We start from the raw sequence: 24,979 nt of genomic DNA, 5'->3' as shown, positions 1-24,979 counted from the left end.
TCAGACTTGGTGCCCGCAGGCAATTAACGTCTTTACTTCAACTGTAAATTCATCATTTTTCACTCTTTTGAAGATGCGTCATTGGCGAACCAATGTTCACGGGCCTTCATGATCAAGGCCGTGGCCTCGTCAGCAGATTGACCGGTGATGTCGGTGAGTTCATCCACCGCCAGGTCGGCCAGGTCATCGAGCACATGGATGCCGTTGTCGGCCAGCTTGCTGATCAACTCGGCAGTCATGCCTTCCAGATCACGCAGTTCCAAGGCCACGCCGCCCACATTTTCCTCAATGGCGATCTCCATCGTCAACAAGGCGTCTTTGGCCCGGGTGCGCAATTCGCTCACGGTGTCTTCGTCAAAGCTCTCGATTTCGAGCATTTCTTCAAGCGGCACATAAGCCACCTGCTCCAGGCTGGTAAAGCCCTCGGCAATCAGCAGGTCGGCAATCTCTTCGTCGACATCGAGTTTTTCCATGAACAAATGGCGGCTGGCATCCACTTCGCTGGCCTGCTTCTCTGCGGACTCGGCGGCATCCAGAATATTGATCTTCCAGCCTGTGAGTTCTGCCGCCAGGCGCACATTCTGGCCACCGCGACCAATGGCAATCGCCAGGTTTTCTTCGTCCACCACCACATCCATGGCGTGACGCTCTTCGTCCACCACAATGCTGCTGACATTGGCGGGCGCCAGGGCGCCAATCACGAACTGCGCCGGGTCTTCGCTCCACAGCACAATGTCCACCCGCTCACCGGCCAGCTCGGTCGTGACGGCGTTGACACGCGTGCCACGCACACCGACACAGGTGCCAATCGGGTCAATCCGCTTGTCGTGCGACAGCACCGCGATCTTGGCACGCGAACCGGCGTCACGGGCACAGGATTTGATCTCAAGCAGTCCCTGTTCGATTTCGGGAACTTCGTTGCGAAACAGCTCCTTCATGAACTCGGGCGCCGAGCGTGACAGCACGATGGGGGCACCGCGCAAGGTCAGGTCGACTTCCATGATCATGGCCCGCACGCGGTCACCGGTGCGGAAGTTCTCTTTGGGGATCATCTCACCGCGACGCAGGCGGCCTTCAACGCGGCCCGACTCCACAATCAGGTCACCCTTGTCCATGCGCTTGACAGTGCCAACAAAGATCTTGTCGCCACGCGACATGAAGTCGTTGAGCAGCATTTCACGCTCGGCATCGCGAATTTTTTGCAGGATGACCTGCTTGGCCGCCATGGCGCCAATGCGACCAATCGGCAAGGACTCGATGGTTTCCTCGATGTACTCATCCACCTCGATGTCAGGAATTTGCTCTTTGGCTTCAAACAACAAAATTTCCTGGTCTGGCAACTGCAGGCCCGCTTCATCGGGCACCACATGCCAGCGACGGAAAGTTTCGTAATTCCCGGTATCACGGTCAAGCGCGACGCGGATGTCCACTTCACCCGAGTAAAGTTTCTTGGTGGCTTGCGCCAAAGCGGCTTCCACAGCCCCAAAAACAACATCACGCTCAACATTTTTCTCGCGTGAGATGGCGTCAACCAACATTAACATTTCGCGATTCATGCCATGTCTCTCCTGTTTCAATTCAAATCTGACGGTTGCGGCTCGGGGTCATGCGCTTGCGCACGGCCCTTGAAACTCACAATGGGTGCCAAGCGCGCCTCTTTCAACTCGCTCAACACAAAACCAAGCGCCTGCATCGGTGCAGGCGGCCTTTTCTTGCTAATCCTTTGACCCGGCTTGGTGACCGGCTCATCACGCCAGACGATCTGCCAGGCCTGTTCGGTTGGCGCCAACGCACCAACTGCCGACTCAACCCGCTCCAGCACACCCCGAAATTTCTTGCGGGTCGGGCTGACCTGCCCCGCCGCCGCACTGCCCAAAGGCATCTTGAGCGTGACATCGATCACATGACCGACAAACCGGGCAAAGTCCTGGTCATGCCGCAGCGGGCGATCAATACCCGGGGACGACACCTCAAGACGCTTGTAATCCACCTCGTCCACCTCCAGCGCATACTGCAGCTGACGGGTCACTTTTTCGCAATCTTCAACTGTGACAAATTGCTCGACAGACTCAGCCTTGCCGCTTTCAGCCGGCGGAGACCAAGGCAAGTCAATGGTAATACGCAGCAAGCCACCGGTAGAGCGATCAATCTCTACCAAGTCATAGCCCAAGCCGCTTACCGTTTGCTCAACAATGTCTTTTAGCGCCACCAAAACCCCAAATTACTCAACTCATGAAAAACGATCGACCAAAAAAAACGGGCGGAAGTGACTCGCCCGTTTGGTCGTGAAGGCAGGATTATATCGGAAAATATAAGGGGAAGCCCTTGATTTTCAAGGATTTATCCGGCGGCACTGACCAGAATCCGGGTGTAGTCATGCTGCGGTTGCGTCAGCACCTGGTGCACCGGACCCGACTCCACCACAGCGCCGTCCTTCATCACCAGCACACCATGCGCCATGGCTCGGATCACGTCCACGTCGTGGGTGATCAGCAGATAACTCAAACCACGTTCACGTTGCAGCTTCTGCAGCAACTGCAGCACCTGTTTTTGCACCGTCACGTCCAGCGCACTGGTGGGTTCGTCAAGAACCAGCATGTCAGGTTGGATGATCAGGGCCCGCGCGATGGCCAGCCTTTGACGCTGACCACCCGAAAATTCATGCGGATAACGCTGCAGGGTCTGCGCCATGGCCATCGCGTCAACCGTTCCCAGCCCGACATCACGCAGGGCCATCATGACGAGCTGCTGACGCTGCTGCTTGGAGAGTTCCGGGGCATGCACGCTCAAGCCCTCCCCGACAATTTCCTCCACCGTCATGCGGGGCGACAAGGACGAAAACGGGTCTTGGAACACCACCTGCACCTGCCGCCGCAAGGCCGTGTTGCGCGCTGCATTGGCGCTCCAGGCCTGTCCCGCAATTTGCAACTCCCCTTGACACGGCAACAAGCCAAGGGCAGCAAGTGCCAAGGTGGATTTGCCAGAACCCGACTCACCCATGATGCCCAGCGTTTGCCCGGACTGAATTTCAAAACTCGCGCCCTGCACCGCCACAAATTCACCGCGCCTGAACCAGCCTTTCATTCCGGGCAGTGGCGTCGGATAGACCACCCGTAGCCCCTTGGCGAGCATCAAGGGGTGTGATGGTTTTTGCAGTTCCACCACATCACGCACCGGTTTGCTGGCAATCAGGCGCTGGGTATAAGGATGCTGCGGCTTGGCAAACACCGCTGCGGTCGCACCTTGTTCGACCACATGGCCGTTTTCCATGACGATGATGCGGTCGGCAAAACGCCGCACCAGGTTCAGGTCGTGGGTGATCAGTAGCACCGCCATGCCATGGCTTTGCTGCAAACGCACCAGCAAGTCCAGAATCTGCCCGCGCAGACTCACGTCAAGCGCCGTTGTGGGTTCGTCGGCCAACAGCAACTGGGGTTGGCAGGCCAATGCCATGGCGATCATGGCGCGCTGGCGCTGGCCGCCACTGAGCTGGTGCGGAAAGGCATTGGCGCGGCGCGCTGGCTCGGGGATGCCGGTTTCAGCCAGCAATTCAACAACTTTTTGCGCCAACCTGTCTTTGGTCAGATCCGTCTTGAGCGCCAACATTTCAGCAATCTGGTCGCCTATCGTCATCAGGGGGTTGAGCGCCGTCATCGGCTCCTGAAAGATCATGGCAATGTCACGGCCGCGCACAGCACGCAGTTCGTGCTCGGGCATGGCCAGCAAATCTTGTCCCTTGAAATGGGCCTGACCGCCGAGCCTGGCATTGGCGGCCAGGCGCAGCAGGCTTAAGGCAGAGACGGTCTTACCCGAACCGGACTCCCCTACCAGCGCCACCCGTTCACCCGGGGCAATGGAAAAATCAATGCCGTGCACCACCTCGTTGTCGGCAAATGACACCGACAGACCGCGCACATCGAGCAAGGTCCCAGCACTCATGGCAGGTCTGCCTTGCGCGGATCCAGCGCATCGCGTAGGGCATCACCCATAAAGGTCAGCAGCAACAAGGTCACCACCAGTACGGCAAAAGTCGTCAACGAGATCCACCAGGCGTCAATGTTGTTCTTGCCTTGCGACAGCAACTCGCCCAGCGACGGTGTGCCGGGTGGCACGCCCAGACCCAGAAAATCGAGCGATGTCAGCGCCAGGATGGCGCCACTCATGCGGAATGGCAAAAACGTCACGACAGGGGTCATGCTGTTAGGCAACAGATGGCGCCGGATGATGTGCCAGTTGCTGACCCCCAGCGAACGCGCGGCGCGCACGTAATCGAGCTGCCGGTTGCGTAAAAACTCGGCCCGCACATAGTCGGACAAGCCCATCCAGCCAAACAGGCTCAGCAAAATCAGCAACAACGCCAGGCTGGGCGCAAACACGGCGCTGAAAATAATCAGTAGATACAGCTCGGGCATGGCACCCCAGATTTCAATGAAGCGCTGGAACGCCAGGTCGGTCTTGCCGCCAAAAAAACCCTGGATCGCCCCCGTAAGAATGCCCAGCAGCGTGCCCGTGAAAGTGAGCGCCAGCGCAAACAGCACACTGACCCGAAAGCCATAGATCAGTTGCGCCAGCAGGTCGCGACCACGGTCATCGGTGCCCAGCCAGTTGTCTGCGGTGGGCGGTGACGGATTGGGGGCCTTGGCGAAGTAGTTGAGCGTTTTGGGACCATAGGGGTTGGGCGCAAACAGGGCCCAATTGCCGTTCTGGCTGAGCCGTTCGCGGATGAAAGGGTCCAGGTAATCGGTGGTGGTATCGAAATCACCGCCAAAGGTTTTTTCTGAATAGTCCCTGACCATGGGGAAATACGTCTCCCCCTGATAGCGCACCAGCAGGGGCCGGTCGTTGCTGATCAGTTCAGCCATCAAGCTCAAGCCGACCAGCAGGCAAAAGATCACCAGGCTCCAGTAACCCAAGCGGTTGCGCTTGAAACGCAGCCAGGCGCGCCGCCCCGGACTCAGGCTCGGTGATGCGGTATTAATCAAACTTGACACGCGGGTCCACCCAGACATAAGACAAATCAGAAATCAGCTTGGTCACCAGGCCAATCAGGGTAAAAAAATACAGCGTTCCCAGCACCACAGGGTAGTCACGCCGGATCACGCTCTCGTAGCTCAGCAAGCCCAGGCCGTCGAGGGAGAACAGTGTTTCTATGAGCAGCGAGCCGGTAAAGAAGGCGCCAATGAACGCGGCCGGAAAACCGGTGATGATGGGAATCAGGGCATTGCGGAACACATGTTTCCACAGCACCTGGCGCTCATCCAGACCCTTGGCCCGGGCCGTGACCACGTATTGTTTGCGGATTTCTTCCAGAAAGGCGTTTTTGGTCAGCATGGTCGTCACGGCAAAACTGCCCAGCACCATGGCCGTGACCGGCATCGCAATATGCCACAGGTAATCGACCACACGTGCGCCCCAACTCAGCTCATCCCAGTTGCTGCTGGTCAGACCACGCAGCGGGAACCACTGCAACTGGCCACCAAAAATCACCAGCAGCGCCACACCCAGCACAAAACCCGGAATGGCGTAGCCCAGCAGCACCAGCAAGGTGGTGACGAAGTCAAAGCGTGAGCCGGCACGGACCGCCTTGGCCACGCCCAGCGGCACGGCAATCAAGTAGCTGATAAAAAACGTCCACAAACCCAGGCTGATAGACACCGGCAACTTTTCCCAGATGAGATCCGAGACGCTTTTGTTCTGGAAAAAACTCCTGCCCAGATCAAAACGCGCAAACTGGCCCAGCATCTGAAAAAACCGCTCATGCGCCGGTTTGTCAAAACCGTAGAGCGCCTTGATCTGCTCAATGCGCTTCGGGTCCACACCCTGCGCGCCGCGGTAGCTCAAGCCGCCGCTTTCGGCCGCCGCGCCCTTGGCCGTGCCGGCCTTGGCCTCGGCCAGATACTGCTCAACTGGCCCTCCCGGCACGAACTGGATCACGACAAAGGTCAGCAACAGCACCCCGAACAGGGTCGGGATCATCAACAACAGGCGTTTGAGGATGTAGCTCAGCATGGTCTATTGGCTGACGGGTCTGGCCCACCAGGTGTCGATGGCCCAGCCCTCGCCCTGGGAATAGGGCGGCATGGCGGCGGGTTGATCGAGTTTCCAACTGTTGAAAACAATGCGATGCGTGGGCGCTGACCACTGTGGAATCAGCACATGACTGTGGGCAATCACGCGTTCGAGCGCGCGGCAGGCGGGCACCAGTTCGGTTTTGGAGGTGGCCCGGGTCATGGCACTGATCAAGGCATCGACGGCAGGATTTTTCATGCCCGACATGTTGCCGGAATCTTCCTGGTCAGCGGCTTCGGAACCAAACAGGTCAGCGTATTCCTGACCCGGGTTATGGGTACCACCATAGGCCAATGAAGTAATATCAAATTCAAACTTTTGCAGGCGCTGCTGGTACAGGGCAAAGTCCACCGGGCGAAAATTCAGGGTGATACCCAGTTTTTCCAGGTTGCGCGCCCAGGGCGTGACCACCCGCGCGCTACCCTCGTTGCTGTCGAGGTACTCGATCTCGAACGCCTGTCCCGCCGCATTGCGCAACTTGCCGTCCTGCACCTGCCAGCCTGCGGCATTCAGCAAGGCTTGCGCCTGGCGCAAATTGGCTCGCAAAGACGACGGCGGATCGGTACGCGGCGGCTGTGACATGGGACCAAATACCTCGGCAGGGACCATACTGCGCCATGGCGTCAGCAAAGCCAACTCTTGTGGCGAGGGCAAGCCCGTGGCCTGACAGTCGGTATTGCCAAACAAACCGTTGACGCGCTGGTAAGCGTTGTAAAACATCTGCCGGTTCATCCACTCGTAGTCCAGTGCCAGACCCAGTGCCTGGCGCACCCGCACATCCTTGAACAATTCACGTCGGGTATTGAGCACATAGCTCTGAAAACCGGTGGGCAGGCGATGCTGGTATTCGCGCTTGACCAATTCACCCGAATCAAAACGTTTGCCGTTGACGCGGCGCGCCCAGTCACCCGCCGAAAAGAAGCGCATCAGGTCAAATTCGCCCGCTTTCAGAGCCTCCAGGCGCGCTGTGCCATCCTTGTAAATCTTGACCGTGATGCGGTCAAAGTTGGCGGTGCCACGGCGCACGTTCAGATCTCTGGCCCAGTAATTGACGTCACGGACATAGGTAATGTCTTTGCCAAAACGCACCGGACCGATCTTGTAGGGCCCGCTACCAATCGGCACATCGGTGACGATCTGGTCAAAGGGTTTGGCCCGTCCCCCCGCGGCACCCCAGGCCCGGCTGAACACGGGCAAACTACCCACTGTCAGCGGCAGCTCGCGGTTGGGTTTTTTGAAGCGGTAACGCACCGTACGCGCGTCCAGCACATCCAGCCCAGCCACGTCAAAGAGCATGGTCTTGTAGGCCGGCGAGGTAAATGGCCCCATCAAGGCATCAAAGCTGTACTTGACATCTTCAGCCAGCACCGCATCACCGTTGTGAAAACGTGCCTCTGGCCGTAACTTGAAGGTGACACTCATACCGTCGGCAGCCACCACCACGTCCTGCGCCAGCAAACCGTAACCCGAACCCGTCTCATCCAGGGAACCGGTCAGCAAGGTGTCAAACATGAGGTCAGACAAATACGCCGGGGCTGAACCTTTGATCGTGAACGGGTTGTATTTGTCAAAAGTCGAGACCCGCAGGTTGCTCACCAGGCGCAGCTCACCACCCTTGGGTGCGACCGGGTTGACATAGTCAAAATGAGCGAAATTGGCCGAATATTTGAGGTCGCCCCAGAGAGCGTAACCATGCGCCGCCCACAAAGGAGACACCCAACTCAGACAAATCAAAAAAAACAAACGACGCATGCGACAATTCTGCATCAATTGTTTCACTTCTTGCTGGCTGCCGGGCATCAAAATTCAGCATTGAATCTGCTGCACCGACCCCAACTGGCAAGTGGTATTTAATCAACGAACAAATTTAAAAGCAGAGGCTACTATGGGATTTCTGACAGGCAAAAAATTTCTGATCACCGGCGTGTTGTCCAATCGCTCCATTGCCTACGGCATTGCCAAGGCATGCCACGCGCAAGGTGCCGAGCTGGCCTTCAGCTATGTGGGCGAACGCTTCAAGGATCGCATCACCGAATTTGCCGCCGATTTCGACTCCTCCTTGATTTTTGAATGTGATGTGGCTGATGACGCGCAAATCGACAATTTGTTCAAAGACTTGTCCCAGCATTGGCCCACCTTTGACGGCTTTGTGCACAGCATTGGTTTTGCCCCGCGCGAGGCCATTGCCGGCAACTTTCTGGACGGCCTGACGCGCGAAAACTTTCGCATTGCGCACGACATCAGCGCCTACAGCTTTCCGGCCATGGCCAAGGCCGCCCTGCCTTATCTGACCAACACCGCTTCACTGCTGACACTGACCTATCTGGGCGGCGTGCGCGTGGTGCCCAGCTACAACACCATGGGCCTGGCCAAGGCCTCGCTGGAATCGTCGGTACGTTATCTTGCGGATGCCGTGGGCGCCAAAGGCATTCGTGTCAACGGCCTGAGCGCAGGAGCCGTAAAAACACTGGCGGCCAGCGGCATCAAGGATTTTGGCAGGTTATTGGGTATTTCGGCAGCAGCATCGCCGCTGAAACGCAACGTCACGATTGATGAAGTCGGCAACGTTGCGGCCTTTTTGCTCAGCGACCTGGCCTCCGGCATGACCGGACAAATCTCTTATGTGGACTGTGGGGTCAGCCAGACGGCGGTGGCGGTGGTGGAGTCCTGAGGCAAGCCAACTGACTTGGTCAGTTTCAGGAGACAAAAAAGCAGGCTGACAGGCCTGCTTTTTTTTTGGCCAGCCAGGAGGGACTCGAACCCCCTACCCCGAACTTAGAAGGTTCGTGCTCTATCCGGATGAGCTACTGGCTGATGGTGACTTAAATTAACGATGGTGCCCGAGGCCGGACTCGAACCGGCAACCCCTAACGGGGGACAGATTTTAAGTCTGCTGTGTAAACCATTCCACCACTCGGGCACGGTGCTATTGTCAAACAAAAAAGCCCCGTGAATAAGAATTACGAGGCTTGGTCTGAAACAAAATATATGGAGGCGCGAGGCGGAGTCGAACCGCCCTCCACGGATTTGCAATCCGTTGCATAACCGATTTGCTATCGCGCCGTTGTCTTTGCAAAAAAGGGAAGCAGTGCTTCCCTTTTTCAAAACTGGAGCGGGAAAAGAGTCTCGAACTCTCGACCTCAACCTTGGCAAGGTTGCGCTCTACCAACTGAGCTATTCCCGCGCATGGTGCCAACTTTCGTCAACACCAAGTAAAAACCTGGAGCGGGAAAAGAGTCTCGAACTCTCGACCTCAACCTTGGCAAGGTTGCGCTCTACCAACTGAGCTATTCCCGCGTTGCAAGCCTCAAATTATAAAGCAATTTATGGCTTTATACCTCTAGAGAAACCAATTTTCTCAATGTTTTACGGCCTCTGTTGATACTGGTGCTACCAAAGGAATTTCTGTCGAGTCCGTGGCAACGTGCGTGTCTTCGGATAAAGCGGTTGGCATGCGCTCCAGCGCAATTTCAAGCACCTTGTCGATCCAGCGCACCGGCACAATTTCGAGCCCGTTCTTCACGTTTTCAGGGATTTCCTGCAAGTCTTTGGAATTGTCTTCCGGAATCAGAACCGTCTTGATGCCACCGCGCAGTGCGGCCAGTAATTTTTCCTTGAGGCCACCAATGGCCGTCACCTCGCCGCGCAGCGTGATTTCACCGGTCATGGCGACACCACAGCGCACCGGGATACCAGTCATGGCCGAAACAAAAGCGGTGGTCATGGCGGCTCCGGCACTGGGGCCGTCTTTGGGTGTCGCGCCATCGGGCACATGGATGTGGATGTCTTTTTTCTCGAAAAATTCATCCTTGATGCCCAACCGGCGCGAACGGCTGCGTACCACGGTACGGGCAGCTTCCACCGATTCCTTCATCACATCACCCAAAGAACCGGTCCGGGTAATGACGCCTTTGCCTGGGACCATGGCCGCTTCGATGGTGAGCAAATCACCACCCACCTCGGTCCATGCCAGACCGACCACCTGACCGACCTGGTTCATTTTTTCAGCGCGTCCGTAGTCAAATTTGCGCACCCCCAAAAACTCGCTCAAATTAGCCGCAGACACCACCACCTGCGCTGTCATTTGCTTGAGCTGCAGGCCCTTGACCACTTTGCGGCAAATTTTGGAAATTTCCCGCTCCAGCGAGCGTACGCCCGCCTCACGGGTGTAGTAGCGCACGATGTCGCGCACAGCGTCTTCGGTCACCTGGAGTTCGGTTTCCTTGACACCGTTGTTGCCTAGTTGTTTCGGCAAAAGGTAGCGCAGCGCAATATTGGTTTTTTCGTCCTCGGTGTAACCCGACAAACGAATCACTTCCATCCGATCCAGCAGCGCCGGCGGTATGTTCATGGAATTGGAAGTGGCCACAAACATGACGTCGCTGAGGTCAAAATCGACCTCGACATAATGATCGGCAAACTTGTGGTTTTGCTCCGGATCGAGCACCTCCAGCAAAGCGCTTGATGGATCTCCCCTGAAATCAGTCCCCAGCTTGTCAATTTCGTCCAGCAAGAACAAGGGATTGCGGGTGCCGACCTTGCTCAGGCTTTGCAAAACCTTGCCCGGCATGGCGCCAATGTAAGTCCGGCGGTGGCCACGAATCTCGGCCTCGTCGCGCATGCCCCCCAATGCCATGCGCACATACTTGCGACCCGTGGCCTTGGCGATCGATTGACCCAGCGAGGTTTTACCTACGCCCGGTGGCCCGACCAGACACAGAATGGGCGCCTTGACCTTGTCCACGCGTTGCTGCACGGCAAGGTATTCCAGGATTCGGTCTTTCACCTTGTCCAGACCGTAATGGTCTTCATTGAGCACCTTTTCTGCATTGGCCAGATTGTGTTTGATCTTGGTCTTGCCCGCCCAAGGCAGACCGGTGAGCACGTCAATGTAATTGCGTATCACCGTGGCTTCGGCTGACATGGGTGACATCAGTTTGAGTTTTTTGAGTTCGCCGTCGGCTTTTTTCAAGGCCTCCTTGGGCATCTTGGCGCTCTTGATCTTTTTCTCGATCTCGTCGATGTCCGCCCCGTCTTCGCCTTCGCCCAGCTCTTTTTGAATGGCCTTGACCTGCTCGTTCAAATAAAAGTCGCGCTGGTTTTTTTCCATTTGCCGTTTCACACGGCCACGAATTTTTTTATCGACATTCAGGATGTCGACCTCACGGTCAATTTGGGCAAACAAGTTTTCCAGGCGATCGCGCACGCTGGCCAGGTCGAGCACCGCCTGCTTGCTTTCCAGCTTGAGCGGCAAATGCGCGGCAATGGTATCGGCCAGGCGACCCGGATCATCAATGCTGGAGATCGAGGTCAGGATTTCCGGCGGAATTTTTTTGTTGAGTTTGACATACTGGTCAAACTGCTGCATCACGGCCCGGCGCAAGGCTTCAATTTCGCTGATCTGCGCTTTGGTCTGAGTCTCTGGTTCGGCGGGTAATTCAACCGGGGTCACCGAGGCGGTGAAATGCATTTCACCGTCTTCGATGTGATTGACAACGGCACGCTGCTGCCCTTCCACCAAAACCTTGACCGTGCCGTCAGGCAATTTGAGCATTTGCAAAATGGTGGAGATGCAACCCATGTCAAACATGTCCGAAACCACCGGATCGTCTTTGGCTGCCGCTTTTTGCGCCACCAGCATGATGCGACGCTCCGCGCCCATGGCGGCTTCCAGTGCCTTGATGCTCTTGGGGCGCCCCACGAACAGGGGAATCACCATGTGCGGAAATACAACCACATCACGCAAAGGCAACAAGGGAAGATCCACAGGGATCGCGGGCAAGGATGGGTGGCCAGACATAAAAATCCTTCTGTTACCAAGGTGACGTTAAATGGAACGGCAGGCAGACTGCGTCTGCTCACCCTAAGCCCATGATCGATTCAATCAAGCTGTTTTGGCGAGTTCACGGTAAACCAGCAAAGGTGCTTTGTTTTCCTCGATGGTTGACTCGTCCAGAACAACTTTTTCAACATTGGACAAATTGGGCAGATCGAACATGGTGTCAATCAACGCCAATTCAAGGATGGAACGCAAACCGCGGGCACCGGTTTTTCGGGCCAGCGCCTTTTTGGCGATGGCTTTCAGTGCGTTCGGGCGGATCTCCAGCTCAACGCCTTCCATGGCGAGTAGTTTGCTGTATTGTTTGACCAGCGCATTTTTTGGCTCGGTCAGGATTTGCACCAGCGTGTCTTCGCTGAGTTCGCCCAAAGTAGCCACCACGGGCATGCGACCGACCAGTTCGGGAATCAGACCAAATTTGATCAGATCCTCAGGTTCCACATCTTTGAAAACCTCGGTCAGGTTGCGGTTTTGCTTGCTTTTGACGGCCGCCCCAAAACCAATGCCTGATGACTCCGTACGATTATCGATGACTTTCTCAAGACCTGAGAAAGCACCACCACAAATGAACAGGATATTGGTGGTATTGACTTGCACGAAATCCTGGTTGGGGTGCTTGCGCCCACCTTGCGGCGGCACGCTGGCCATGGTGCCTTCAATCAACTTCAGCAGCGCTTGCTGCACCCCTTCACCGGAAACATCGCGGGTGATGGACGGATTGTCGGATTTGCGTGAAATCTTGTCGATCTCATCAATATAAACAATGCCGCGTTGCGCCCGCTCGACATCGTAATTGCAGCTTTGCAGCAGTTTGAGCACAATGTTCTCGACGTCCTCGCCCACATAACCCGCCTCGGTGAGCGTGGTGGCGTCTGCCATCACAAAGGGGACGTCCAGCATACGTGCCAGTGTTTGGGCCAACAGGGTTTTGCCGGAACCAGTCGGACCAATCAGCAGAATATTGCTTTTGGACAATTCGACATCGTCCTTGGTCGATTTTTCCTGATGCCGCAGCCGCTTGTAATGGTTATAAACCGCCACCGCCAGGATGCGTTTGGCGGCTTCCTGGCCGATTACATAGTTGTCGAGGTTGGCCTTGATTTCTGCCGGTGTCGGCAAACTGGATTTTTCAGGCGTCTCGGTCGTCGCTGGCAATTCGTCACGAATGATTTCATTGCACAGCTCAATGCATTCGTCGCAAACAAAGACCGACGGACCGGCAATCAGCTTTTTGACTTCGTGCTGACTCTTGCCGCAAAACGAGCAGTACAGGGTTTTTTCTCCAGAGGAGGCGCCTTTGGCCATGACTTTATGCCCTTTTAGAAATGACCTGGTCAATCAGACCATATTCTTTGGTTTCCTGGGCCGTCATGTAGTAATCACGTTCGGTGTCGCGCTCAATACGCTCCAGGGGTTGGCCGGTACGTTCGGCCAAAATTTTATTCAGTTGCTCACGCGTCTTCAGAATCTCGCGCGCCTGAATCTCGATCTCGGTGGCCTGACCCTGGCTGCCACCCGAGGGCTGGTGAATCATGATCTTGGAGTTGGGCAAGGAAAAGCGCTTGCCCTTGGCACCTGCGGCCAGCAAAAATGCGCCCATGCTGGCAGCCATGCCGGTACACAGGGTCGAGACCTCGGGTTTGATGAAATTCATGGTGTCATAAATGGCCATGCCCGCGCTGACCGAACCGCCCGGGGAATTGATGTAGAAAGAAATGTCCTTGTCAGGGTTTTCGCTTTCCAGAAACAGCAACTGCGCCACCACCAGATTCGCCACATAGTCATTCACCGGTCCTACCAGAAAAATCACACGCTCCTTAAGCAAACGGGAGTAGATGTCGTAAGACCGCTCGCCACGGCCAGACTGCTCAATCACCATGGGCACCATGCCCAGACCCTGTGTATCCATTGCACTCATTTCAAACTTCATCATGACTCCAATAATTTGACGCTACTGTAGCTAAAAAACATAGCCTCAAAGCAAATGGGGCCTGCATGCCGGACTTAAAGCCCGACGCAAGCCCCATGCAGCCCATTCAACCGTCAAGCGGCTCAGTTTTGCGCCATCAACTCGTCAAAGCTGACCGCTTTCTCGCTGACCTTGGCTTTTGACAACACAAAATCCGTCACGTTGTTTTCCAGAACAATCGCTTCCACCTCGGCCAGGCGGTTGTTGTCGCTGAAATACCAGCGCTCCACTTCAGCTGGTTTTTCGTAGCTGGCAGCCAACTCCTGGATGTGGGCCTTGAGTTGGTCCATGGTGGCCTGCAAATTGTTGGCGCGCACCAATTCGGCCACTACCAGACCCAAACGCACACGGCGTTCAGCCTGAGGGCGGAACACGTCTTCAGGAATGCTGACCTTGTCGGCATCCTTGATGCCGCGCTGCTTCAGGTCGGCACGCGCACCTTCGAGCAGACGCTGCATTTCGGCCTGCACGCTGGCGTTGGGCAAATCCAGTTCTGCTTTGGCCACCAGCGCGTCCATCACGGCGTTCTTGTTGCGCGCCAGCAGGCGGAATTTGACTTCACGGTCCAGGTTTTTCTTGATGTCGGCACGCAGACCGTCAACGGAAGCATCTTCAATGCCGAGGGACTTGGCCAGCGCCTCATTGACATCAGGAAGGTGCGCTGCCTCAATCTTCTTGACGGTCACCATAAAGTCGGCGGTTTTACCGGCCACGTCCTTGCCATGGTAATCGGCCGGAAAAGCCAGCGGGAAAGTTTTGCTTTCCCCGGTTTTCATACCGCGTGATGCTTCTTCAAACTCCTTGAGCATCTGACCATCGCCCAAAATAAACTGGAAGTCTTCAGCTTTGCCGCCATCAAAAGGCTCGCCATCAATCTTGCCTTCAAAATCCACCGTGAGACGGTCACCATCCTGGGCGACCGCATCTTGCGGACGCTGCGAGAAAGTGCGACGCTGCTTGCGCAAAATATCAACTGTCTTGTCGATAGCCGCATCGGACACTTCGGTCGTCACTTTTTCGACCTCCGCCGTCGACAAGTCACCGATCTTGACTTCCGGATAGACCTCGAACACGGCCTCAAAGGTCAACTCACCTTCAGGAGCACCCTCTTTTTCGTTGATTTTGGGCTGACCAGCCACGCGCAGCTTGGCTTCATTGGCGGCATTGGCAAAGGCTTCACCCACCTTGTCGTTCATGACTTCATACTGCACGTTATAGCCATAACGCTGTGCCACCACGTTCATCGGCACTTTGCCGGGACGAAAACCGTCCATTTTCACAGTCCGCGCCAGCTTTTTCAGACGCGCCGTCACTTCAGATTGAATCGATGCAACAGGCATGCTCAAAAGCATTTTGCGCTCTAATTTTTCAAGGGTTTCAACAACGACTGCCATGGTGTTACTCCAAATTACACAAAATAAAAGACAGCGCACAGCTGCATACAGCAACGCCCTGTCAAGCAAATTCTCTTCGTGGTGCGCGGGGCGGGACTCGAACCCGCACACTGTTGCCAGCGTCAGGACCTAAACCTGGTGCGTCTACCAATTTCGCCACCCGCGCAAACTGAACGGGGCAGTCGTTACAACCACCCCCTGAATAGGTCAACTCAAGATTTTAACCCGCACAAGCCTCATAAATGACTGCTCTCACAACAAGACAGTTATTGAGTGCGTAAGCCTGCATGTTCATGCTATTCACCTTGACGGCGCGAATGGGTCTGCCCATGGGTGCAGGCCAAGAACAAGCCACCCTTTGCGACTGGCAAGTGAAGTCGTTGCTTTAGTGACCAATTGGTTATTAAAATAATAACGGACCAGTCATCAAAGCAGCGCCAAGCCCAAAAGAACGTCTGTCGAAACCCTACAATGCGCGATCTATGTCAGAACTGACCCCCATCGATCAAATTACCGAACGGGTGGATCGCTTGTTGCTGCGTTACGAAGAGCTCAAGCGGACCAACGCCCTGCTCTACCAGGAAATCGCGTCACTGGCCCAGGAGCGCGACTCGCTCAAGTCGCGCCTGAGCGCGGCACGGGCACGTGTGGATGTATTGTTGGCACGTTTGCCCGAGGCCAATCCAGCCCCGCCAGGACCTGTCAACACGCCCCGAGGTCCTCTATGAAGCAGCTTGAAGTCAACATCATGGGACAAAGCTACATGCTGGGTTGCCCTGAAGGCGGTGAAGCCCGTCTGTTGAATGTGGTGGCCCGCGTCGACGATGCCATGTGCAAAATCCGGGAGGCCGGCAAGGTTCGCTCACGTGACCGGATCGCCGTGCTGGCAGCACTCAACCTGGCCTTCGACACACCCGAGCAAGCCGCCGCGTCCACGCCAGACTCGCTATCGACCGGCCTGTTGCAAACCGACGACGCAGCCAAGCTCAAGCATCTGTTACATCGACTCGATACCGCTTTGAACAGCGATGACAACCTGATTTAGGACCCCTCCTTTTAATTCTTGAATTCCGGTGGGCGTTTGCCCATGTTGGCCATCATGGCTTCCTGCAGATCGTTGCTCAGCAACATGGCGGCGTTCCAGGTGGCCACGTAGTTGAGGCCATCTGCGACCGAGTGGTCACGGGCGTAAGTGATCATTTCTTTCACGCCACGCACCGACAAGGGCGACTTGGCGGCGATCGTGGCGGCGATCTCCCGCACTCCCTCTTGCAAGGCCTCGCGTGACTCAAAAACGCGGTTGACCAGACGCATGTGCAACGCTTCATCAGCGCCAAACTTGCGCGCGGTGTAGGCCAGTTCACGTGCCATACCTTCACCAATCAGCTTCGGTAAACGCTGGAGCGTGCCCACATCGGCGGTCATGCCAATGTCGATTTCCTTGATACTGAAAATCGCGTCTGCCGAACAATAACGCATGTCGGCGCAGGCGATCAAGTCCATGCCGCCCCCGATACAGGCGCCATGAATGGCGGCCAGCACCGGTTTGCGGCAGCGCTCCAGACTGGTCAGGGTGTCTTGCAGGTCGAGAATGACCTGGCGCAGGTTTTCGCGGGTGCGCGCTTCGCAGTCGTTCTGGATCTGGTCGCCCATGCCCATCATCATCTGCAGGTCGATGCCCGAGGTAAAAAGTTTGCCTTCGCCCTCCAAAATGGCGACGCGCGCATCCGGGGTGGCATCGACCCACTTGAAAGCCTGGCGAATTTCGTGCCACATGGCCAGATTCATCGCGTTGGCCTTGTCCGGGCGGTTCAGACGAATGGTGACGATGTGGTCCTGCAAACTGACACGCAAGGTCCCGTAGGGCGACGTGCTGCTTGCTGCCGTGTTACCTGCGTCGGGTGTGATGGGGTTGGCCATGGCTGGCGCATCTGCTGTTTTAGACGCAGCCGCCAGCGCCACCGCCAGTTCCAGGCCTTGCTTGATGGCGCGTTTGGCATCAAGCTCTTCGGCTTTGTCGGCGCCGCCGATCAGGTGCACTGGCACGCCACCAGCCAGCAACTGGGCTTGTAGTTCGCGCTGCGGCTCCTGACCGGCGCAAATGACGACGTTGTCCACCGGCAACGTGATGTCGCGTTCGCCCACGGTGATGTGCAGGCCGGTGTCGTCAATCTTGCGGTAAGTGACGCCTGCCATCATCTCGACATGGCGATTCTTCAGCGAGGTCCGGTGGATCCAGCCGGTGGTCTTGCCCAGGCCATCGCCGACCTTGCTGGTTTTGCGCTGCAACAGATAAACCTTGCGCGGACTCGCCTCGATATGCGCTGGCGCCAGGCCACCGCGCGTGCGGTAGCGGGTGTCCACACCCCATTCGGCAAAAAATTTGGCCGCATCGAGGCTCGGGCTGGTGCCCTCATGCAACAAAAACTCGGCAGTGTCGAAGCCAATGCCGCCAGCGCCAATCAGCGCCACCGTTTTGCCCACCGGGTGTCTGTCACGCAGCACGTCCAGGTAGCCAAGTACCTTGGGATGCTTGATGCCCTCAATGGGCGGTGTGCGCGGGATCACGCCGGTGGCCAGCACCACCTGCTTAAAACCGCCGTCCAAGAGCTCCTGGGCACTGACGCGGGTGCTGAGTTGCAGTTTGACCCCGGTCAGTGCGATTTGCTTGCCGAAGTAGCGCAGCGTCTCAAAAAACTCTTCCTTGCCCGGCACCTGTTTGGCAATATTGAACTGGCCGCCAATCTCGTCCGCCGCGTCAAACAGAGTCACCTCAAAGCCGCATTGGGCCGCGGCGGTGGCAAAGCTCAAACCGGCCGGGCCGGCCCCCACCACGGCAATGCGTTCACGCGTGGCAGCGGGCGTCATATTGATGAGGGTCTCGTGGCAGGCACGCGGGTTCACCAGGCAACTGGTGACCTTGCCGGCGAAAGTGTGGTCCAGGCAGGCCTGGTTGCAACCAATGCAGGTGTTGATCTCGTCGGCCTTGCCAGCTGCCGCCTTTTGCATGAAGAGCGGGTCGGCCAGAAACGGCCGCGCCATCGAGATCAGGTCGCAAAAACCGTCGGCCAGCAGCTGCTCTGCCACTTCGGGCGTATTGATTCGGTTGGTGGCCACCAACGGAATACCCACCTTGCCCTTGAGCTGCTGCGTCACCCAGGCCCAGGCGGCGCGCGGTACCTTGGTGGCAATGGTAGGGATACGCGCCTCATGCCAGCCGATGCCGGTGTTGATGATGCTGGCGCCCGCCGCCTCGATGGCCTGCGCGAGTTCGATCACTTCACCCAGCGTGGAGCCGCCGTCGACCAGGTCGAGCATCGAGAGGCGGTAGATGATGATGAAATTTTTGCCCACTCTTTCGCGCGTACGGCGCACGATCTCGACCGGGAACCTGATGCGATTGGCATAGCTGCCACCCCATTCGTCGTCGCGCTGGTTGGTGCGCGCGGCAATGAATTCATTGAGCAGATAACCCTCGCTGCCCATGATTTCAACCCCGTCGTAGCCCGCGCTTTGCGCCAGCGCAGCACAACGTACAAAGTCGTCAATGGTCTGGTGCACTTCGTCGCTGTCCAGCGCCCTGGGTTTCATCGGGTTGATGGGGGCTTGCAGGCTGCTGGGCGCCACCAGGTCCTGGTGGTAGGCGTAGCGGCCGAAGTGCAGGATCTGCATGGCGATCTTGCCGCCCGCCTGGTGTACCGCGTCGGTAACCGGCTTGTGTTTGGCCGCTTCTTCGGGCGTGGTCAGGCGCGCGCCACCGGGCATGGGGCGGCCACGGTCGTTGGGTGCAATGCCACCGGTCACGATCAGACCCACGCCGCCGCGGGCGCGCTCGGCGTAAAACGTCGCCATGCGGGCAAAACCGTCTTTGACCTCTTCCAGCCCGACGTGCATCGAGCCCATGATGACGCGGTTAGGCAGGGTGGTGAAGCCGAGATCCAGGGGCTCAAGCAAGTGGGGGTAATAGGTCATGGCTGATCCTTGAAACGGTCGTGTGCAAATTTGTCGGGATGTTCGGTATGCGCCGCCAGGGTCACTATGCAACCCGTTGCACAGTTTAGAGGAATGCAAAAAATTATGCAACCAGTTGCATAGAGTGTTATCCCCAATTAGACTTGAGCAATGGCCCTGTCACATGCATTATTGACCTCGCTGCTGGAAAAATCATCTTCTGGTTACGACCTGGCGCGCCGCTTTGACAAGTCGATTGGATTTTTCTGGCACGCCACGCATCAGCAGATTTACCGAGAACTGGGGCGTATGGAGGCTGCGGGCTGGATTGCCTCAAGCAGCGCGCCCGACGCCGGCAAAACCCGCAAACGTATCTACCGCGTGCTGCCACCGGGCCAGGCCGAATTGTTGCGCTGGGCCGCCGAGCCGTCGGCCCCCATGGATTTGCGCGACGAGTTCATGGTGCGCCTGCGAGCCGATGCCGCGTTGGGCTCACTGGACCTGGCTCCGGAACTGGAACGACGCATTGCCCTGCACCAGGACAAACTGGCCTTGTACCGCGAGATCGAGCAGCGCGACTTTGCTGCCGGCACCGGTATGGTGCGCGCCGCAAGCATCCATCACATGATTCTCAAAAAAGGAATTCTGTACGAAGAGAATTCGATTGCCTGGGCGCAGGAAATGCTGGATTTGCTAAAAAAGAAAAGTTGGAATACAAATCCCAGGCATCAAACACCAGAACCAGAGGCCGGCGCTTAAAAGAATTGGCTGGCCAGCGCCACCGTCAAGCCCAGCACCCAGGCAGCCAGCCACAGCAGGCGCACCCGGTTGATTTCAACCCGCTTGATCAGTTGCGTGTTTTGATTGGCCAGCGACTGAATCAACTCGCTCGATACCAGCATCTGCTGATGCAGGTCTGCGACAGCCACCTGCAGCTCGGCCACCTGGTTCTGCAGCGCCGCAACGGCCGGCAACTCTGTTCGCAACGCCTCATGCACAGGCGCAGCTGTGCCGCTTGCGGCAGGCGCCGACTTTTTACCCACGCTTTGCCATAGCTTCTTGGCGCCATTGGCGACCTTGGGCGCGTTGTCGATCACCTCACCCCAAGGCACCATTTTGAGCACCGTCAACCATCCAATCGCCATTTATCTTCTCCTGAAAACTGCGGACAAGCCTAACCCAAACCACAATCCCGGATAATCGGTACAACTGATCGTACAGACACCCCGCTTGCAGCGGCCCGGTTTGCCGGTCTCTATTTTTGATACCCCAACGATTTGAAGCACTCCATGACACAGTCTAATCCTGTCCCCATCTCCCCTGTTGAAGACATCGTGGCCGACCTGCGCGCGGGGCGCATGGTCATTCTGGTCGACGAAGAGGACCGCGAAAACGAAGGCGACCTGGTCATGGCCGCCGAGCATGTGACGCCCGAAGCGGTCAACTTCATGGCCCGCTTTGGTCGCGGTCTGATCTGCCTGACACTCACCCGCGAACGTTGCGAGCGCTTGAAGCTCCCGCCCATGACCGTGCGCAACGGCGACAAAAAAGGCACGGCCTTTACCGTCTCGATTGAAGCCGCCGAAGGCGTCACCACCGGCATTTCGGCCGCCGACCGGGCGCAAACCATTCAAGTGGCCGTTGCCCGTGATGCAAAACCCGAGGATCTGGTGCAACCCGGCCACATCTTTCCGTTACAGGCCGTCGAAGGCGGCGTGCTGATGCGCGCCGGCCATACCGAAGCCGGCTGCGACCTGGCCGCCATGGCCGGTTGCGCGCCAGCATCCGTGATCTGCGAAATCATGAAAGACGACGGCACCATGGCGCGTCTGCCCGACCTGCAGCTGTTTGCTGCCGAGCACGGGCTCAAGATTGGCACCATCGCCGATTTGATTCACCACCGCAGCAGCACTGAATCCCTGGTCGAGCACCTGGGCGCCAGGCCGCTCAAGACCACGTTTGGCGAATTCACGGTGCATGCCTTCAGGGACAAAACCGCACAGGGCGTGCACCTGGCGCTGGTCAAAGGCCAATGGGGTGCTGATGAAGCCGTGCTGGCGCGGGTGCATGAGCCGCTATCGGTCTTCGACGCTCTCGAAGTCGGCCGCACCATGCATTCCTGGAGCCTGGATGCCAGCCTGTCGCGCGTGGCAACGGAAGGCAAAGGTGTGGTGGTATTTTTGAACTGCGGTGAAAGTGCCGACCAGTTGCTGGCCCAGTTTGACGGCACGGCACGTGCCAGCCACGGCCCGGCGCGTGGCCGGATGGACCTGCGCACCTACGGCATTGGCGCCCAGATCCTGCGCGAATGCGGCGTCCAAAAAATGACCCTGATGGGCAATCCGCGGCGCATGCCCAGCATGACCGGTTACGGTCTCGAAATTGTCGGCTACGTGACGGCCTGAAAATCTTTCTACTGAACACAGGAAATCCTCCATGCTGATCGCAGACCAAGGCGCACTTGCCGCCACCGACCCACGACTGAACGGCAAAAACCTCACCATCGGCATCGTCCAGGCGCGCTTCAACGCCGACATCACCAATGCACTGGCCCTGGCTTGCAAGACTGAGTTGCTGGCTTTGGGCGTGGAAGAAAAAAATATCACCTGGGTTCAGGTCCCTGGCGCACTGGAAGTGGCGGTGGCGCTGCAGGCAATGGCCGAACAACTCAAATACCACGCGCTGGTGGCCCTGGGTTGCATCATTCGGGGTGAGACCTACCACTTTGAACTGGTGGCCAACGAATCAGGGGCCAGTGTCAGCAGGATTGCGCTGGACTACCAGATCCCAATCGCCAACGCCATCCTGACCACAGAGAACCTGGCGCAAGCGGTGGCCCGGCAAAGCGACAAGGGCCGCGATGCCGCCCGCGTGGCCGTGGAAATGGCCAACTTACTGGAAGAAATTGAATGAGTGAATCAAGCCATCCCAGCCCATCCAGCCGGCCTCCACGTCAGCCGCGCAAGGGACTGACCAGCACCGGCGTACGCAAGGCCGCCAGCAAATCTGACCGCTCCCGCGCCCGTGAATTTGCACTGCAGGCGCTCTACCAGGTACTGGTGGGCAAAAACGATGTTGCTGCGGTCGATGCATTCACCCGGGACCTGGCTGGTTTCAGCAAGGCCGATAGCGTGCATTTTGATGCTTTGCTGCATGGCAGCGCCGAGCAGGCGGATCAACTCGACGCGCTGATCGTGCCGCTGCTTGACCGCAAGCTTGCCGAGATCTCACCGGTGGAGCATGCCGTGATGTGGATTGGTGCCTATGAACTGCAGCACTGTCTGGACGTGCCCTGGCGTGTCGTGCTCAATGAGTGCGTGGAACTGGCCAAGGAATTTGGCGGTACCGATGGTCACAAATATGTGAATGGCGTGCTCAACGGCCTGGCACGGCAGTTGCGTGAACTCGAGGTGGCCGCCGATCAGGGCGCAGCGCGCTAGACAGTCAATGAAGATTTCGCAGCGCGCCCAGCACATCGAGCCTTTTTATGTGATGGAGGTGGGCAAAGCCGCCCGGACCGTGGCAGACCAGGTAGCGCACACTGATGCGCCCATGATTTTTTTGAACATCGGCGAGCCCGACTTTACCGCCCCGCCTTTGGTGCAGGAAGCGGCGGTCAAAGCCATCCACGACGGCTTGACGCAATACACCCCGGCCACCGGACTGCCCGAACTGCGCGAACGCATCAGCGCCTGGTACGACAGCCATTTTGGTGTGGCCGTGCCTGCCAGCCGCATTGTGGTGACCGCCGGTGCCTCCGCCGCCCTGCAACTGGCTTGCCTGGCCCTGATGGACGCCGGCGACGAAGTGCTGATGTCCGACCCCAGCTACCCGTGCAACCGGCATTTTGTGTCTGCCGCAGAGGGCAAGGCCGTGCTGATCCCGACCACGGCCGGAGAACGTTTTCAGCTCAGCGCCGACAAGGTGCAAACCGCCTGGGCTGACAAAACGCGTGGCGTTTTACTGGCCTCGCCCTCCAACCCGACCGGCACCTCGATGGCGCCGGAGGAATTGCGCCGCATTCATGAAGTGGTCAGCCAGCGCGGCGGCATCACCCTGATCGACGAGATTTATCTGGGGCTGAGCCACGACGAAACATATGGCCACACCGCACTGGCGCTGGATGACCAACTCATCAGCATCAACAGCTTCAGCAAATACTTCAACATGACCGGCTGGCGCCTGGGCTGGATGGTGGTGCCTGAAGCGCTGGTGCCGGTGATCGAGCGCTTGGCACAAAACCTGTTCATTTGCCCCAGCACCATTGCCCAATACGCCGCCCTGGCCTGTTTTGAGCCCGAGAGCCTGGCCGAGTTTGAGCGCCGCCGGGCCGAGTTCAAGGCCCGGCGCGACTACTTTATTCCGGCGCTCAATGCGCTCGGTCTGAGCGTGCCGGTGATGCCCGACGGCGCTTTTTATGCCTGGGCCGACTGCGCTGCGGCCTGCCAAAAATTAGGCGTGCCAAGCAGTTGGGAGCTGGTCTTCGAGCTGATGAACCGCGCCCACGTGGCGGTGACCCCGGGGCGCGACTTCGGCCACGCCGACACCGGACATTTCATCCGTTTTTCCACGGCCAATTCGATGGCGCAACTGCACAACGCCATCGACCGCCTGAAAGTTTTGCTGGCATGAACCAACCATGCAGTGACAAAGAGACCTTTGTCTGGCCGGTGCGCGTGTACTGGGAAGACACCGATGCCGGCGGCATCGTGTTTTATGCCAATTACCTGAAATTTTTTGAGCGCTCGCGCACCGAATGGCTGCGTGCCAGGGGCATCAGCCAGCAGGCTTTGCGCGAGACCACCGGCGGCATGTTTGTGGTGGGGCAAGCCCAGGTGCGTTTTCTCAAAAGTGCCCGGCTCGACGATGAACTTCTGGTTACAACTTCACTGGTGGATGCGGGGCGCGCCTCCATGACAATCCATCAGCAGGCGCTGTTGACCACCAACGCAGGTCCTTTGCTCCTCTGCGAAGCGACCATCCGTGCCGGCTGGGTCAACGCCAGCACCCTCAAACCTGACAGAATTCCGTCTCCGATCCTTCACGCACTCACATGAAACAAGCATGAACCAAGACCTTTCCATATTTCAACTGGTGCTGAATGCCAGCCTGGTGGTGCAGTTGGTGATGTTGCTGTTGATCAGCGTGTCGATCGCCAGCTGGGCTGCCATTTTTCGCAAACTGTTTTCGCTGGGCAAGGTCAAGGCGCTCAACGACAGTTTTGAGCGCGATTTCTGGTCGGGCAGCAGCCTGAACGACCTGTTTGCCGCCGCTGCCCAGAACGCCCGACAGGGCGGCCCGATGGAACGCATTTTTGCCAGCGGCATGCGCGAATATCAAAAACTGCGCGAACGCCACATCACCGATGCCGGCACCCTGATGGACGGCGCCCGGCGTGCCATGCGGGCCAGCTTTCAGCGCGAGATGGACGTGGTGGAAACCCATTTGTCGTTTCTGGCCTCGGTCGGATCGGTGTCGCCCTACGTCGGCCTGTTTGGCACGGTGTGGGGCATCATGCACGCCTTTACCGGCCTGGCCGCCCTCACCCAGGTGACGCTGGCTTCCGTAGCGCCCGGCATTGCAGAGGCCCTGGTAGCCACCGCCATTGGTCTCTTTGCCGCCATTCCGGCGGTGGTGGCCTACAACCGTTTTGCCCGCGACATCGACCGCATTGCGATCCGGCTGGAAACCTTCATTGAAGAGTTTTCCAACATCCTGCAGCGCAATGTGGGCGCGCAGTCCGCCTCGGGGCATTAA

21 protein-coding genes, 6 tRNA genes and 2 pseudogenes are annotated in these 24,979 nt (G+C 57.6%); 10 read left to right on the top strand and 19 right to left on the bottom strand.

What is annotated here, in order from left to right:
• Positions 1–59 precede the first annotated feature (59 nt).
• From nusA to NDJ10_RS14255, 6 genes are all read right to left on the bottom strand, one after another.
• On the bottom strand, positions 60–1,556 hold the full coding sequence (gene nusA / locus NDJ10_RS14280; RefSeq protein WP_296163468.1) for a transcription termination factor NusA: 1,497 nt from the start codon (positions 1,554–1,556) through the stop codon (positions 60–62).
• Between the two features lie 17 nt (positions 1,557–1,573).
• A complete protein-coding gene (rimP, locus tag NDJ10_RS14275; protein WP_296163466.1) occupies positions 1,574–2,209 on the bottom strand; it encodes a ribosome maturation factor RimP in 636 nt (211 codons plus the stop codon).
• A gap of 131 nt (positions 2,210–2,340) precedes the next feature.
• Positions 2,341–3,939 (bottom strand): dipeptide ABC transporter ATP-binding protein, encoded by a 1,599-nt coding sequence (locus tag NDJ10_RS14270; RefSeq protein WP_296163464.1) that lies wholly within the window; start codon positions 3,937–3,939, stop codon positions 2,341–2,343.
• Entirely contained in the window at positions 3,936–5,009 is a 1,074-nt protein-coding gene (locus NDJ10_RS14265; RefSeq protein ID WP_296163462.1) for an ABC transporter permease, read from the bottom strand. Before NDJ10_RS14265 ends, NDJ10_RS14270 begins: the two co-directional genes overlap by 4 nt.
• Positions 4,975–6,009 (bottom strand): microcin C ABC transporter permease YejB, encoded by a 1,035-nt coding sequence (gene yejB / locus NDJ10_RS14260; RefSeq protein ID WP_296163461.1) that lies wholly within the window; start codon positions 6,007–6,009, stop codon positions 4,975–4,977. Before yejB ends, NDJ10_RS14265 begins: the two co-directional genes overlap by 35 nt.
• 3 nt (positions 6,010–6,012) lie before the next feature.
• Positions 6,013–7,821: an extracellular solute-binding protein gene (locus tag NDJ10_RS14255; RefSeq protein ID WP_296163458.1), complete on the bottom strand. Its 1,809-nt coding sequence runs from the start codon at positions 7,819–7,821 to the stop codon at positions 6,013–6,015.
• Between the two features lie 133 nt (positions 7,822–7,954).
• Here NDJ10_RS14255 and fabI point away from each other — a divergent pair, with 133 nt between their 5' ends.
• Positions 7,955–8,740, top strand: coding sequence for an enoyl-ACP reductase FabI (gene fabI, locus NDJ10_RS14250; RefSeq protein ID WP_296163456.1), 786 nt, complete (start codon positions 7,955–7,957; stop codon positions 8,738–8,740).
• A gap of 66 nt (positions 8,741–8,806) precedes the next feature.
• Here the strand turns inward: fabI and NDJ10_RS14245 are convergent.
• From NDJ10_RS14245 to NDJ10_RS14200, 10 genes are all read right to left on the bottom strand, one after another.
• Positions 8,807–8,883: transfer RNA gene (locus NDJ10_RS14245), tRNA-Arg, on the bottom strand.
• Between the two features lie 20 nt (positions 8,884–8,903).
• A tRNA-Leu gene (locus NDJ10_RS14240) sits at positions 8,904–8,989 on the bottom strand.
• Positions 8,990–9,058: 69 nt separating this feature from the next.
• Positions 9,059–9,132 (bottom strand) — tRNA-Cys (locus NDJ10_RS14235).
• A gap of 45 nt (positions 9,133–9,177) precedes the next feature.
• Positions 9,178–9,253 (bottom strand) — tRNA-Gly (locus NDJ10_RS14230).
• Positions 9,254–9,290: 37 nt separating this feature from the next.
• Positions 9,291–9,366, bottom strand: a tRNA-Gly gene (locus NDJ10_RS14225).
• A 61-nt stretch (positions 9,367–9,427) separates the two neighbouring features.
• Positions 9,428–11,869 (bottom strand): endopeptidase La, encoded by a 2,442-nt coding sequence (lon, locus tag NDJ10_RS14220; RefSeq protein WP_296163455.1) that lies wholly within the window; start codon positions 11,867–11,869, stop codon positions 9,428–9,430.
• Between the two features lie 84 nt (positions 11,870–11,953).
• Positions 11,954–13,213: an ATP-dependent Clp protease ATP-binding subunit ClpX gene (clpX, locus tag NDJ10_RS14215; protein ID WP_296163453.1), complete on the bottom strand. Its 1,260-nt coding sequence runs from the start codon at positions 13,211–13,213 to the stop codon at positions 11,954–11,956.
• A 4-nt stretch (positions 13,214–13,217) separates the two neighbouring features.
• The gene (gene clpP, locus NDJ10_RS14210) at positions 13,218–13,826 is read right to left on the bottom strand and encodes an ATP-dependent Clp endopeptidase proteolytic subunit ClpP (RefSeq protein WP_296163472.1); all 609 of its coding nucleotides are present in this window, start codon (positions 13,824–13,826) and stop codon (positions 13,218–13,220) included.
• A 134-nt stretch (positions 13,827–13,960) separates the two neighbouring features.
• Positions 13,961–15,271, bottom strand: a complete 1,311-nt coding sequence (gene tig, locus NDJ10_RS14205; protein WP_296163451.1) for a trigger factor — start codon at positions 15,269–15,271, stop codon at positions 13,961–13,963.
• A gap of 79 nt (positions 15,272–15,350) precedes the next feature.
• Positions 15,351–15,437: transfer RNA gene (locus NDJ10_RS14200), tRNA-Leu, on the bottom strand.
• A gap of 316 nt (positions 15,438–15,753) precedes the next feature.
• Here NDJ10_RS14200 and NDJ10_RS14195 point away from each other — a divergent pair.
• Together NDJ10_RS14195 and NDJ10_RS14190 are read left to right on the top strand one after the other, a co-directional pair.
• The gene (locus NDJ10_RS14195) at positions 15,754–15,999 is read left to right on the top strand and encodes a cell division protein ZapB (RefSeq protein ID WP_296163449.1); all 246 of its coding nucleotides are present in this window, start codon (positions 15,754–15,756) and stop codon (positions 15,997–15,999) included.
• On the top strand, positions 15,996–16,316 hold the full coding sequence (locus NDJ10_RS14190) for a cell division protein ZapA (RefSeq protein WP_296163447.1): 321 nt from the start codon (positions 15,996–15,998) through the stop codon (positions 16,314–16,316). The genes NDJ10_RS14195 and NDJ10_RS14190 overlap by 4 nt, the downstream gene beginning before the upstream one ends.
• An 11-nt stretch (positions 16,317–16,327) precedes the next feature.
• Here the strand turns inward: NDJ10_RS14190 and NDJ10_RS14185 are convergent.
• Both NDJ10_RS14185 and NDJ10_RS14180 read right to left on the bottom strand, forming a co-directional pair.
• Positions 16,328–17,128: pseudogene (locus NDJ10_RS14185) on the bottom strand (crotonase/enoyl-CoA hydratase family protein); the annotation flags it as partial.
• Between the two features lie 96 nt (positions 17,129–17,224).
• A pseudogene (locus NDJ10_RS14180) lies at positions 17,225–19,243 on the bottom strand (NADPH-dependent 2,4-dienoyl-CoA reductase); the annotation flags it as partial.
• A 150-nt stretch (positions 19,244–19,393) separates the two neighbouring features.
• Here NDJ10_RS14180 and NDJ10_RS14175 point away from each other — a divergent pair.
• A complete protein-coding gene (locus NDJ10_RS14175) occupies positions 19,394–19,981 on the top strand; it encodes a PadR family transcriptional regulator (RefSeq protein WP_296163445.1) in 588 nt (195 codons plus the stop codon).
• On the opposite strand, the gene NDJ10_RS14170 is transcribed toward NDJ10_RS14175, so the two are convergent.
• The gene (locus NDJ10_RS14170) at positions 19,978–20,367 is read right to left on the bottom strand and encodes a hypothetical protein (protein WP_296163442.1); all 390 of its coding nucleotides are present in this window, start codon (positions 20,365–20,367) and stop codon (positions 19,978–19,980) included. The two genes, NDJ10_RS14175 and NDJ10_RS14170, sit on opposite strands and share 4 nt — an antisense overlap.
• Before the next feature lie 144 nt (positions 20,368–20,511).
• Between NDJ10_RS14170 and ribBA the strand changes: the two genes are divergently transcribed.
• The 6 genes from ribBA to tolQ are packed head-to-tail and all read left to right on the top strand — an operon-like array spanning position 20,512 to position 24,979.
• A complete protein-coding gene (gene ribBA, locus NDJ10_RS14165; RefSeq protein ID WP_296163440.1) occupies positions 20,512–21,627 on the top strand; it encodes a bifunctional 3,4-dihydroxy-2-butanone-4-phosphate synthase/GTP cyclohydrolase II in 1,116 nt (371 codons plus the stop codon).
• Between the two features lie 31 nt (positions 21,628–21,658).
• Positions 21,659–22,135, top strand: a complete 477-nt coding sequence (gene ribH / locus NDJ10_RS14160) for a 6,7-dimethyl-8-ribityllumazine synthase (protein WP_296163438.1) — start codon at positions 21,659–21,661, stop codon at positions 22,133–22,135.
• The gene (nusB, locus tag NDJ10_RS14155) at positions 22,132–22,662 is read left to right on the top strand and encodes a transcription antitermination factor NusB (protein ID WP_296163435.1); all 531 of its coding nucleotides are present in this window, start codon (positions 22,132–22,134) and stop codon (positions 22,660–22,662) included. The genes ribH and nusB overlap by 4 nt, the downstream gene beginning before the upstream one ends.
• Positions 22,663–22,669: 7 nt before the next feature.
• Positions 22,670–23,854: a pyridoxal phosphate-dependent aminotransferase gene (locus tag NDJ10_RS14150; RefSeq protein ID WP_296163433.1), complete on the top strand. Its 1,185-nt coding sequence runs from the start codon at positions 22,670–22,672 to the stop codon at positions 23,852–23,854.
• Positions 23,851–24,279: a tol-pal system-associated acyl-CoA thioesterase gene (ybgC, locus tag NDJ10_RS14145; protein WP_296163430.1), complete on the top strand. Its 429-nt coding sequence runs from the start codon at positions 23,851–23,853 to the stop codon at positions 24,277–24,279. Before NDJ10_RS14150 ends, ybgC begins: the two co-directional genes overlap by 4 nt.
• Positions 24,280–24,286: 7 nt before the next feature.
• Positions 24,287–24,979 (top strand): protein TolQ, encoded by a 693-nt coding sequence (tolQ, locus tag NDJ10_RS14140; protein ID WP_296163429.1) that lies wholly within the window; start codon positions 24,287–24,289, stop codon positions 24,977–24,979.

It is taken from the genome of Rhodoferax sp. (assembly GCF_023700745.1).
Classification (GTDB): domain Bacteria; phylum Pseudomonadota; class Gammaproteobacteria; order Burkholderiales; family Burkholderiaceae_C; genus Rhodoferax.
This window is presented reverse-complemented; position numbering and strand designations above follow the sequence as displayed.